Source organism: Kitasatospora sp. NPDC059648 (assembly GCF_042734825.1).
GTDB lineage: Bacteria > Actinomycetota > Actinomycetes > Streptomycetales > Streptomycetaceae > Kitasatospora.
This window is the reverse complement of the sequence record NZ_JBHWDU010000053.1, coordinates 16,254-28,713: the sequence shown is the minus strand read 5'-3', so window position 1 is coordinate 28,713 and position 12,460 is coordinate 16,254. Positions and strand designations below refer to the sequence as shown.

Here is a 12,460-nt window from a genome sequence, read left to right as displayed (position 1 = left end):
CCGTACGGTCGGGGCCCCTACCCGGGGCGTTCGACGCTCAGCAGGTCGACCTCCATGGTGACCGGATCGGTGCGGGTCGGCGGGTCGTGGAACGTCCCGTCGCCTATCGAGAGGCTGAGGATCAGGTAGGCGGAGAAGTCGGGCCCGACGCCCGTTCCGTCGGACCACACCGGGGTCAGCTGGTCCTGGGACGGTCCGACGTACCAGGTGTCGTCGTCGGCGCCGAGCCGGACGGCCACGTACACCCACCGCTCGGGAGCGATGTCCGGGCCGGAGTAGAGGGTGCTGCTCTCGCGCACGTGGTTGACGAACTCGATGCGGTCCGGATGGTCGGCGTACCACTCGAACAGGTCGAGCTCGTTGCCGCCGTCCCGCCAGGTCCACAGGCAGGGCCAGGCGGCGGTGCCCGCGGCGGGCAGCCGGACGTGCACCGTCACCAGGTCGCCGGTGCGGAGCCGGAACCCGCTGCCACCGGAGTCGCAGGAGTCGCCGGTGGTCAGCAGTCCGGTGTCCCAGTTGCCGTCGGCGCGGTGCTGGGCGGTGACGGTCAGGTGTCCGGCGGCCGTGCTCAGCGCGTCGGTGGTGAGTCGGTCGAGTTTCCAGCGGTTGGGGTTCTCGGTGCAGCCGGCGTAGGCGGCGGTCTGCCAGCCCCACTGTCGGCCCGGTCCCACATCCAGCGTGGTGAAGCGGTCCAGGAGAACGATGGTGCGCTGCGACCGGGGGGCGACGGCCACCGCCGCAGCGGGGGCGGCGGCCGACGTCGCAGCGGGGGCGGCCACCGTCGCAGCGGGGGCGGCGGCCGACGTCGCGGCGGTCGTCGCCGCCATCGCCAGCGCCACCAGCAATCGGATATCCATGCCGTTCACGATCCACGCCGGGCGGTCAGTCCGCGCCGCGGGCGGAGCCGACCGGATGAGTTCCGGGCGGCCGCATCGATTGGCGGGGCCCGTAATGGCGTGTTAAGGGCGGCAGTCGGCGGATTCGTGATAGAAGAAATGCGGGTTATGGCGGTGGCCCGATGTCGGCGAATTCCTTCGAATTCCCTCATTAATTCACCGATCGGCATTCAGGACAGTCAGTGAGGAACAGTTATGTACGGACTCGCTCACACCGGCGTCGCTTCGCTGGCGCTCCTGGCGACCGGCGGCGCCGCCGCCGCGATCGGCGCGGCCGTGAAGTGGCTCGCCCGGCGGTGACCGAATCGCTGACCGTGCTGATCCCGGCACACAACGAGGCGGACTTCATCGCGGACGCGGTGAAGTCCGCCTTCGAGCAGACGGTACGGCCGCGCACCGTGCTGGTCCTCGCGGACTCCTGCACCGACGGGACGGCGGAGATCGCCCGGCGGTGCGGCGCCGAGGTGCTGGAGGTCGACTGCAGGAGCAAGCCGGAGTCGCTCAACCTCGCACTCGGGGAGGTGACCACCGAGTTCGTCGCCCTGCTCGACGCGGACGGCTACTTCGCCTCCGACCGGGCGCTGGAGCTATGCCTGGCGCGCATGCGCGCCAAGGGCTACGGGGGCGTCTGCATGTCGGTCACGCCGCACAGCGTGAAGGGCGTCTTCCAGCGCTCGCGCGTGATCGAGTGGGCCGCGGCCCACCGGATGTCCCGGACGGTCGAGTCGTGGCACGGCTGGGTCGCCGTGCTCTCGGGCTGTGCGGGCGTGTACCGCGCGGAGGCGGTCCGGGCGGTCGGCGGCTGGTCCACCGACAGCCTCTGCGAGGACGTTGAACTGGCGCTCAAGATGAACCGCGCCGGGCTGAAGGCGGGATTCGTGCCCGGCGCGTACGTGTGCGTCCGCGACCCGGGCAGCTGGTCCGTCTACTGGGCGCAGACCCACCGGTGGGCGGCGGGCTGGGCGCAGGCGCTGTACAAGCACCGCAGTCTGTTCCTCCACAGCTGGGGCTTTACCCGGGTATTCGGCGCGATGCTCGTGGACAGCGTCCTGATGGCTTCCGGATACATCTCGCTGCTTTATCAGCTGGCCACCAGGTTCACTCATTTCGACGCATTCCGGTGGATGGGCCTGTGGTTCCTGACGATGGTGGTGCTGACTTTCGGGACGGCCGCCCTGCAAATCGGGATCCGGCGGACGCTCGCCTGCTATCCGGCGTATCTCGTCGTGGGCACGATGGGCACCGTCGTCTCCCTCTGGGTGATGTTCCGGGAATGGGTCCTGGGCCGACATCTGCTCTCCTGGACTGGCCGTCAGGGCCGCCGGGTGGAGATCACCCGGATGTCGGAACGGCGGCGGCTCGGCCTCGCGCTGACGGGTGCGGGCGCGGGGCTCGTCGGCGTGTTCTGCGGCCGCGTTCTCGACCGGGACCACCTGTTCCTGACGGGCGCTGCCGCGACCGGTTCGGTGCTGCTGTCGGCCCTGCTCTGGCACCTGGTGAACCGGATGCCGGAACGGGCATGACGCCGGAACGACCGCCCGCGCCACGGGCCCCGTGGCGCGGGCGGACCGGCTCCTGGGAAGGTAGGTCCAGGGCCGCGTGACCGCGTGGGCCACTGGGCGTTTCCGGGAGAGCGATGGCGGTGGAGGAGCAGCGGGCCGGGAGCCGGGTCAGCCGGCCAGAGATCAGGCTGGTCCGGCGCGGGTTCACGGATCCCGCCAAGGCCGTGCGGCTACTGGACGGGCCCGGCCTGGAGGGCCTGGCCGACGACCCGGTGCTGCTGGACGCGCTCGGCGCCACCGCCGACCCCGACCTCGCGCTGCTGGGCCTGGCCCGGCTGCTGGAGGCCGCCGACGAGCCCGAGCGGCACACCCTGCGCGACACCCTCACCACCTCCAAGCCGCTGCGCGACCGGCTGCTCGGGGTGCTCGGCGTCTCCACCGCGCTCGGTGACCACCTGGCCCGCCACCCCCGCGACTGGCACGTGCTGGTCACCTTCGAACTGCGCGACATGCACCCCGGCCCGCAGGACTTCCGGCGAGCCCTCGCCGAGGGCGTCAAGGACGACACCCTCAGCCCGGTGAACGCACTGCGGGTCGCCTACCGCCGCTGCCTGCTGGCCATCGCCGCCCGCGACCTCACCGGCACCACCGACCTCGCCCAGACCGCCGCCGAACTCGCCGACCTGGCCGGCGCCACCCTGCAGACCGCACTGGACCTCGCCGCCGCGCAGGACCCGGAGGCCGCCGCGGCCTGCCGGCTCGCGGTGATCGGCATGGGCAAGTGCGGCGGCCGCGAACTCAACTACGTCTCGGACGTGGACGTCATCTTCGTCGCCGAGCCGCGCGAGGGCGTGGACGAGCACGAGGCGGTCAAGGCCGCCACCCGGCTGGCCGCCGCCCTGACCCGGCTCTGCTCGGACACCACCGGTGAGGGCACCATCTGGCCGGTGGACGCCAACCTGCGCCCGGAGGGCCGCAACGGCCCGCTGGTGCGCACCCTGGCCAGCCACCTCGCCTACTACCAGCGCTGGGCCAAGACCTGGGAGTTCCAGGCGCTGCTCAAGGCCCGCCCGGTCGCCGGGGACGCCGAGCTCGGCGCCGCGTACGTCGAGGCGCTCGCCCCGATGGTCTGGCAGGCCGCCGACCGGGAGAACTTCGTCGCCGACGTGCAGCAGATGCGCCGCCGGGTGATCGACTCCATTCCGGCCATCGAACTGGACCGCCAGCTCAAGCTGGGCCCGGGCGGGCTGCGCGACGTCGAGTTCTCCGTCCAACTGCTCCAGTTGGTCCACGGGCGCACCGACCCGGCGCTGCGCAGCGGCAACACCCTGGAGGCGCTGGCCGCGCTCTCCCGCGGCGGGTACGTCGGCCGGGCGGACGCCGCCTCGCTGGACGCCGCGTACCGCTTCCTGCGCTCGCTGGAGCACCGCATCCAGCTGCACCGGCTGCGCCGCACCCACCTGATGCCCACCGCGGAGGAGGACCAGCGCCGCCTCGCCCGTTCGCTCGCCGCGCTGATCAACGACGACACCCGCTCCGACCCGGTGGCTGCGCTCCAGCGCGAGTGGAAGCGGCACGCGGTGGAGGTCCGGCGGCTGCACGAGAAGCTGTTCTACCGCCCGCTGCTCGACGCCGTCGCCGAACTGCCGCCCGGCGCCGCCGGGTTGACCCCGGACGCGGCCCGGGCCCGGCTGGAGGCGCTCGGCTACGCGGACCCGGCCGCCGCCCTGCGGCACATCAGCGCGCTCGCCTCCGGGGTGAGCCGCAAGGCCGCGATCCAGCGCACCCTACTGCCCGTGCTGCTCGGCTGGTTCGCCGAGTCCGCCGACCCGGACGCCGGGCTGCTCAACTTCCGCCAGGTCTCCGACGCGCTCGGCCGCACCCCCTGGTACCTGCGGCTGCTGCGGGACGAGAGCGCCGCCGCCGAGCAGTTGGCCCGGGTGCTGTCGGCCGGTCGGCTCGCCCCCGACCTGCTGCTGCGCGCCCCCGAGGCGGTGGCCATGCTGGGCGACCCGCAGGGCCTGGTGCCGCGCGGCCGGGCGGCGCTGCAGTCGGAGGTGCTGGCCGCCGTCGGCCGGGCCGGGTCCACCGCCGCCGCCGTGGCCGCCGCCCGCTCGGTGCGCCGCCGGGAGCTGTTCCGCACCGCCGCCGCGGACGTGCTCGGCTGGCTCGGCGAGGACCCGGCCGAGGCGCTGGACACCGCGGGGGAGGCGCTGACCGCGCTCAACGCCGCCACCCTGCAGGGCGCGCTGCGCGCCTGCACGGCCGGGTGGGAGGCCGAGCACGGGGACCTGCCGACCCGGATCGCGGTGATCGCGATGGGCCGCTTCGGCGGCCACGAGCTGGGCTACGGCTCGGACGCCGACGTGCTCTTCGTCCACGAGCCGGTGCTCGGCTCGCTGGAGCAGGAGGCGGCCCGGGCGGCCCAGGCGGTCTGCCACGAGCTGCGCACCCTGCTGGCCGCGCCGTCCACCGAGCCGCCGCTGCTGGTCGACGCCGACCTGCGGCCGGAGGGGCGCAGCGGCCCGCTGGTGCGCACCCTGGCCTCGTACGCGGCGTACTACCGGCGCTGGTCGCACGCCTGGGAGAGCCAGGCGCTGCTGCGGGCGGAACCGGTGGCCGGGGACGAGGAGCTGGGCGCCCGGTTCCGGCGGCTGATCGACCCGCTGCGCTACCCGGGCGTGGGGGTGCCGGAGCGGGACCTGATGGAGATCCGCCGGATCAAGGCGCGGATCGAGGCCGAGCGGCTTCCGCGCGGTGCCGACCCGACCACCCACACCAAGATCGGCCGGGGCGGGCTGGCGGACGTCGAGTGGACGGTGCAGCTGCTCCAGCTCCAGCACGGGCACGAGCTGCCGGCCCTGCGCACCACCCGGACCAGGGCCGCGCTGGCGGCCGCCGCCGGGGCCGGGCTGGTGGAGCGGGCCGACGCGGAGGTGCTGGAGGCGGCGTGGGTGCTGGCTTCCCGGGTGCGCTCGGCGGTGATGCTGGTGCGCGGACGGCCGGGGGACAGCTTCCCGGGGGACGCCCGGGAGCTGAGCGGAGTGGCCCGCTACCTCGGGTACGGCGCCGGGCACAGCGGCGAGCTGGTGGACGACTACCGGCGCACCACCCGGCGGGCCAGGGCGGTGGTGGACCGGCTGTTCTACGGGGCCGGCTGAGGCCTCGCACACGTGAGAAGGGCCCCTCGGAAGGGGCCCTTCTCACGTCTTCGGCCTTCGCGGAGCTAGCGCCGTGCGCTGCCGACCGTCGGCTCGCTCCACTGCTCGGGGACGGTGACCGGGCGGTCGGCCGTCTCCCGGGCGGGCACCTGCGGCAGCTTGTAGACCCACTCGTGGTAGAGCCAGCGGGCGGTGAGGAAGCCCACGGCGAGGCAGATCTCGCCGCCGACGGCATCCATCCAGAAGTGGTTGGCGGTCGAGATGATGACCGTCAGGGTGGCCAGCGGGTACAGCAGGCCGAGCACCCGGACCCAGGCCCGGCGGGCGAGGAAGAAGATCGCCAGGCCGCACCACATCGACCAGCCGATGTGCATCGAGGGCATGGCCGCGTACAGGTTGGAGACGTGCGCGGCGGGCCCCGAGGCGAAGGAGCCCCAGGTGTGGTGGGTCTGGACGGTGTCGATGAAGTTGCCGTCGGTCATCAGCCGGGGCGGGGCCAGCGGGAAGAAGTAGAAGCCGACCAGGGCGATCCCGGTGGTGACGAACAGCACCGTTCGGGCGGCGACGTAGCGGCCCGGGTGGCTGCGGTAGAGCCAGACCAGCACGCCGATCGTGATGATGAAGTGCAGCGTCGCGTAGTAGTAGTTCATCCCGGTGATGAGCCACCCGACGCTGTCCACGGCGTGGTTGACCGAGCGCTCGACGGCGATGCCGAGGTGGTGCTCCAGGTCCCAGATCCAGCGCGCGTTCCGCTGCGCCACCGCCTCCTGCTCGGGGACGGCGTTGCGCACGATCGAGTAGAGCCAGTAGCTGATCCCGATCAGCGCCAGCTCGAACCAGATCCGCGGGCGGGCCGGTGAGCGGCGCTGGTCGCGGACGCGGTCGCGCAGGACGGCGGTACGGGACTGGGAGGCACGGGTGGCTCCTTCGGGCTGCCGGGCCGTGCCGGCCCGGGCTGCCTCGGAGCCGCCGTCGTGGGCCGCGTCGGCGCGTGCGGCGTCGCCTCGCTGGATCTCGGTCGGTTCCCCCATGGACGAGAAGTCTGCCAGACCACTCGTAGCCGTCTGCTCATCCTCCGGAAGTGGATTCTTCACCGGTCGTCCCCCTCCAGGGGTAGGGGGCGGATCCCACCGGGGTAGGGGGTGCGGGCGGGTCTGGTGCTTACCGGTGGGACGGACATACGTCCCATTGTCACGCCGTGCGCCGTCGGCACGTAACCGGGGTCGCCGGCAGGGCCCCCGACCTGGATTTTTCCGGTACGAAACGTTTTCTGCATCTTGCTGAAACATATTGCAGGCCGCTAGCTTCCTGGGAAATCGATCGCCCCTTCCCCTAAGGGAGCCCCTCAGTGGCCGATACGCCGCTCCGCCCCCGACGGAGCCGTCCTCGCCGCGGCGCCCGCCACGCCGCACGGACCAGACGCGGCGGCCGCACGGCCGTGCTGCTGGCCGCCGCGCTGACCGCCGCCACCCTCGGCAGCGCCCCCGCGGCCCTCGCCGCCGCCCCGCCGCCCCCGCCCTCCGACGCCGCGCTGGCGGCCACCGCGGGGCGGCACGACCTCACCCGCGAGCAGTTCTACTTCGTCCTGCCCGACCGCTTCGCCAACGGCGACACCGCCAACGACACCGGCGGCATCACCGGCGGGCGGCTGGACAACGGCTTCGACCCCAGCGACAAGGGCTTCTACCACGGCGGCGACCTGGCCGGCCTGATCCAGAAGCTCGACTACATCCAGAACCTCGGCACCACCGCGATCTGGATGGCCCCGATCTTCAAGAACAAGCCGGTGCAGGGCAGCGGCGCCGACACCTCGGCCGGCTACCACGGGTACTGGATCACCGACTTCACCCAGGTCGACCCGCACTTCGGCACCAACGAGCAGCTCAAGGAGCTGATAGCCAAGGCGCACGCGCGCGGCATCAAGGTCTTCTTCGACGTCATCACCAACCACACCGCCGACGTCATCGACGACGCCGAGCAGCAGCACGGCTACCGCTCGACCGGCGCGTACCCGACGCTCGACGCGGACGGCAACCCGGTCGACGAGACCGCGGTCGCCGACGCCGGGGCACCCTGGCCGAAGATCACCAAGGACTCCTTCCCCTACACCCCGGTCTTCCGCAACCCGGCCGACGCCAAGGCCAAGAACCCGTCCTGGCTCAACGACCCGGCGCTCTACCACAACCGGGGCGACTCGACCTTCGTCGGCGAGTCCGCCACCGAGGGCGACTTCGGCGGCCTGGACGACCTCGACACCCAGAACCCCCGGGTGGTCAGGGGCTTCGAGCAGGTCTACCAGCAGTGGGTCAAGGACACCGGGGTGGACGGCTTCCGGATCGACACCGTCAAGCACGTCGACATGGCCTTCTGGCAGCAGTGGGCCCCCGCGCTCAAGGACTTCGCCGCCAAGCAGGGCGACAAGAAGTTCTTCATGTTCGGCGAGGTCTACTCCGGCGACCCCGCCGTCACCTCTCCCTACGTCACCAAGGGCAAGCTGCAGGCCACTCTGGACTTCCCGTTCCAGGGCGCGGCCCGCTCCTACGTCTCCCAGGGCGGCTCGGCGAAGAACCTCGCCGACCTCTACGGCCAGGACTACCGGTACACCAGCGCCGACACCGACGCGTACGAGCTGCCCACCTTCCTCGGCAACCACGACATGGGCCGCTTCGGCTCCTTCCTGCTCGCCGACAACCCGGGCGCCGACGACGCGACCCTGCTGAAGAAGGACCGGCTCGGCAACGAGCTGCAGTTCCTCACCCGCGGCCAGCCCGTCGTCTACTACGGCGACGAGCAGGGCTTCACCGGCGCGGGCGGCGACAAGGACGCCCGGCAGGACATGTTCGCCTCCAGGACGGCCTCCTACAACGGCGACCGGGTGCTCGGCGGCCCCTCCGGACCGGCCGACCGGTACGGCCAGGGCGGCGAGCTCTACCAGGGCATCGCGGGCCTGGCCAAGCTGCGCCACGACCACCCGGCGCTGGCCGACGGCGCGCAGATCGAGCGCTACGCCGCCGACGGCGCGGGCGTGTACGCCTTCTCCCGGATCGACGCGGGCCAGCAGGTCGAGTACCTGGTGGCGGTCAACAACGCCGCCGAGGCGAAGACCGTCACCCTGGACACCTTCTCGGCGGGCATGGGCTTCGACCGGATCTACCCGTCGGCGGGGGAGCGGGTCACCAGCGGCGGCGACCGCAAGGTGACCGTCACCGTCCCGGCGCTGTCCTCCGTGGTGTTCGAGGCCGGTGGCAGGCTCGCTCCCGTCGCGGCCGCGCCGCAGCTCTCGGTGCGGCCGCCCGCGGACGGCTCCACCGGACTGGTGACGGTCGGCGCCGAGGCGGACGGCGGCTTCGACCGGGTCAGCTTCGCCGCCCAGGTGGGCAACGGGCCCTGGCAGACGCTGGGCACCGCCGACACCGGGAAGTACGCGGTCACCCAGGACCTGAGTGCGGTCGCCCCCGGCACGGTGGTGCGCTACAAGGCCGTCCTGCAGGACTCCAGCGGCCACCTGCGCTCCGCCGCCGCGAGCTTCACCACCGGCGCCCCCGCGCCCAAGCCGGTGCCCACCGCCGGCGCCCGCCCGTACGCCGTCGTCCACTACAGCCGGCCGGACGGCGACTACGACGGCTGGAACCTCTACGCCTGGGGCGACCTCGCCGACGGCGAGGGCACCCAGTGGCCCGCCGGGCACCCCTTCACCGGACGGGACGCGTACGGCGCCTTCGCGTACGTGCGGCTCAAGCCCGGCGCCTCGGACGTCGGCTTCGTCGTGGAGAAGAACGGCGTCAAGGACGTGGACGCCGACCGGCACATCGACGTCGGCACCACCGGCGAGGTGTGGCTGAAGCAGGGCGACCCCACCGTCCGCACCGCCAACCCCGGCCCGGCCGACAGCCAGCCCGCCGACACCGCCGTCATCCACTACAACCGGGCCGACGGCGACTACGACGGCTGGGGCCTGCACGACTGGACCGGCGCCGCCAACCCCACCGACTGGGGCAAGCCGCTGATGCCGGTGCGCCGCGACGCCTTCGGCGCCGTCTTCGAGGTGCCGCTCGCCCCCGGTGCGACCAGCCTCAGCTACATCCTGCACAACGGCAACGACAAGGACCTGCCCGCCGACCAGTCGCTGGACTTCGCCGTCAACGGCAAGGAGGTGTGGATCCTCGGCGGCCGCGAGGGCTACCTGCTGCCGCAGAACCCCGCCGCCTCCTCGCAGTTGGACCTCTCGGGCGCCAAGGCCCAGTGGATCGACGCGAGGACCGTCGTCGTCCCGGCGAACTACGGCGCCACCGATGCCGCGCTGGCCGGCGGCACCAGCGCCCAGCTGGTCTACGACCCCGAGGGCGGCATCCGCGCCGACAAGGGCGTGCTGTCCGGCCCGGGCAAGTGGATCCGGCTCAGCCCCGTCGCGGGCGGGCTGACCGACGCCCAGAAGGCCAGGTACCCGCACCTGGCGGGCTACCGGGCCTTCACCGTGGACGCCCGGGACACCGCGCGCGTCCCGGCCGCGCTGCGCAGCCAGCTGCTGTTCACCGAACACCTGCCCAGCGGCGCGGCGTTGGCCGCCACCGGGGTGCAGACCCCCGGCGTGCTGGACGACCTGTACGCCGGCCGCACGGGCAAGGTGGACTTCGGACCGGCCTACTACGACGGCAAGGTCGCCCTCTCACTCTGGGCGCCGACCGCGCAGCAGGTGTCCGTCCAGGTCTTCGACAGCGCCACCGGGGGCAGCCCGAGGACGCTGCCGCTGAAGCTGGACGACGAGACCGGTGTCTGGGAAGTCGTCCGGGACAAGCGGGAGTTGGACGACAAGTACTACCTGTACCAGGTGAAGGTCTGGGCGCCCTCGGTGCAGCAGCTGGTGGTCAACACCGTCACCGACCCGTACTCGGTGGCGCTGTCCACCGACTCCAGGCGCAGCCTCGTCGCCGACCTGGACGCCAAGGAGCTCAAGCCCGCCGGCTGGGACGACCAGCCCCGTCCGGCGGCCGTCCCGCCAGGGAAGGAGCAGATCCAGGAACTGCACGTCCGGGACTTCTCGGTGGAGGACACCACCGTCCCGGCCGCCGAGCGCGGCACCTACCTGGCGTTCACCGAGTCCGACTCGGCCGGGATGCGGCACCTGCGGGACCTCGCCAAGGCCGGGGTGACCACCGTCCATCTGCTGCCGACCTTCGACATCGCCACCGTCCACGAGAACCGGGCGGACCAGAAGCTGCCGCCCTGCGACCTCAGGTCCCTCGCCCCGAACAGTCCCAAGCAGCAGGAGTGCGTGGCGGCCGTCGCCGCCGACGACGCGTACAACTGGGGCTACGACCCGCTGCACTACAACGTGCCCGAGGGCTCGTACGCCACCGACCCGAACGGGACGGCCCGTACCGTGCAGTTCCGGCGGATGGTCCAGGCGATGCACGCCGCCGGACTGCGGGTGGTGCTGGACGTGGTCTACAACCACACCGCCGCCAGCGGCCAGGCCGAACACTCGGTGCTGGACAAGGTGGTGCCCGGCTACTACCAGCGGCTCGACGCCAACGGCAGGGTGACGACGGACAGCTGCTGCGCCGACACCGCGCCCGAACACGCCATGATGAACCGCCTGGTGGTCGACTCGGTGACGCTGTGGGCCCGGGAGTACCAGGTCGACGGCTTCCGCTTCGACCTGATGGGCCTGGACCCGAAGTCCACCATGCTGGACGTGCAGGCCGCGCTGCGGAAGATGACACCGGCCTCCGACGGGGTGGACGGCAAGAACGTCTTCCTCTACGGCGAGGGCTGGAACTTCGGCACCGTCGCGAACAACGCCCGGTTCGTGCAGGCGACCCAGGCCAACATGGCCGGCACCGGCTTCGCCACCTTCGACGACCGGCTCCGCGACGCGGCCCGCGGCGGCAACTTCATGCTGAGCTCCGCGCCCCAGCAGGGCTTCGCCTCGGGCCTGTACACCGACCCCAACGGCTCGGCGGCGAACGGCAGCCCGCAGGAGCAGAAGGCCCGGCTGCTGCACCAGATGGACCAGCTGAAGGTCGGGCTGACCGGGAACCTGGCCGGTTACTCCTTCACCGACAGCTCCGGGAAGGCCGTCACCGGCGCCCAGGTCGACTACAACGGCTCCCCGACCGGGTACGCGGCGAGGCCGGGCGAGGCGGTGGAGTACGTGGACGCCCACGACAACACCGACCTGTTCGACGCGCTCGCGTACAAGCTGCCCACCGGCACCGCGCCCGCCGACCGGGCCCGGATGCAGGCGCTCGGCCTGTCGCTGACCGCGCTCACCCAGGGCGCGGGCTTCGCCCAGGCGGGCAGCGACCTGCTGCGCTCCAAGTCGCTCGACTCCAACTCCTACGACTCGGGCGACTGGTTCAACGCGATCCACTGGAACCCTGCTCAGGGCAACGGTTGGGGCCGCGGCCTGCCGACGGCGAAGGACAACCAGGAGCTCTGGCCGACGGCCGGGTCGCTGCTGGCCGACCCGAGGCTGACCGTGGGCGCGGCCGACATCCGGGCGACGACCGCGCAGTACCAGGACTTCCTGCGGATCAAGCAGTCCTCGCCGCTGTTCTCGCTGCCCACCCTGGCCGACGTCCAGCAGCGGCTGTCGTACCCGCTCTCCGGCACGCCCGGTGAGACGCCCGGGGTGATCACCCTGCACCTGGACGGCACCGGGCTGGCCGGCGCGGAGAAGGGCATCACCGTGGTCTTCAACGCCACGCCCACCGCGCAGACGCAGACCCTGGCGGCCCTGAAGGGGACGAGCCAGGCGCTGCACCCGGTCCAGGCGGGCGGAGCGGACCAGGTGGTGAAGCGGTCCGGCTTCGACGCCGCGACCGGCACCTTCACCGTGCCGGGTCGTACCGTGGCGGTGTTCGTGCAGGGCTGATTCCGCCGACGTCCGGCTCCCGGG

The 12,460-nt window shown here is 72.5% G+C and carries 5 protein-coding genes; 3 read left to right on the top strand and 2 right to left on the bottom strand.

The window, feature by feature from the left end; all coding sequences use genetic code 11:
• Positions 1 to 17: 17 nt before the first annotated feature.
• Positions 18 to 857, bottom strand: a complete 840-nt coding sequence (locus tag ACFV1W_RS26460; RefSeq protein ID WP_380419734.1) for a beta-glucanase — start codon at positions 855 to 857, stop codon at positions 18 to 20.
• 335 nt (positions 858 to 1,192) lie between these two features.
• On the opposite strand from ACFV1W_RS26460, the gene ACFV1W_RS26455 reads away from it, so the two are divergent.
• Both ACFV1W_RS26455 and ACFV1W_RS26450 read left to right on the top strand, forming a co-directional pair.
• Positions 1,193 to 2,419 (top strand): glycosyltransferase, encoded by a 1,227-nt coding sequence (locus ACFV1W_RS26455; RefSeq protein WP_380419733.1) that lies wholly within the window; start codon positions 1,193 to 1,195, stop codon positions 2,417 to 2,419.
• A gap of 113 nt (positions 2,420 to 2,532) precedes the next feature.
• The gene (locus ACFV1W_RS26450) at positions 2,533 to 5,559 is read left to right on the top strand and encodes a bifunctional [glutamine synthetase] adenylyltransferase/[glutamine synthetase]-adenylyl-L-tyrosine phosphorylase (RefSeq protein WP_380419732.1); all 3,027 of its coding nucleotides are present in this window, start codon (positions 2,533 to 2,535) and stop codon (positions 5,557 to 5,559) included.
• Positions 5,560 to 5,624: 65 nt separating this feature from the next.
• Here the strand turns inward: ACFV1W_RS26450 and ACFV1W_RS26445 are convergent, their stop codons facing one another.
• Complete coding sequence (locus ACFV1W_RS26445; RefSeq protein ID WP_380419731.1) at positions 5,625 to 6,590, bottom strand: phosphatase PAP2 family protein; 966 nt, start codon at positions 6,588 to 6,590, stop codon at positions 5,625 to 5,627.
• 317 nt (positions 6,591 to 6,907) lie between these two features.
• Here ACFV1W_RS26445 and pulA point away from each other — a divergent pair, with 317 nt between their 5' ends.
• Positions 6,908 to 12,436 (top strand): pullulanase-type alpha-1,6-glucosidase, encoded by a 5,529-nt coding sequence (gene pulA / locus ACFV1W_RS26440; protein ID WP_380419730.1) that lies wholly within the window; start codon positions 6,908 to 6,910, stop codon positions 12,434 to 12,436.
• Positions 12,437 to 12,460 lie beyond the last annotated feature (24 nt).

Coding starts and splice junctions, on each gene's coding strand:
- ACFV1W_RS26445 (WP_380419731.1), bottom strand. CDS start 6,590: ATGGGGGAACCGACCGAGATCCAGCGAGGCGACGCCGCACGCGCCGAC.
- ACFV1W_RS26460 (WP_380419734.1), bottom strand. CDS start 857: ATGGATATCCGATTGCTGGTGGCGCTGGCGATGGCGGCGACGACCGCC.
- ACFV1W_RS26450 (WP_380419732.1), top strand. CDS start 2,533: ATGGCGGTGGAGGAGCAGCGGGCCGGGAGCCGGGTCAGCCGGCCAGAG.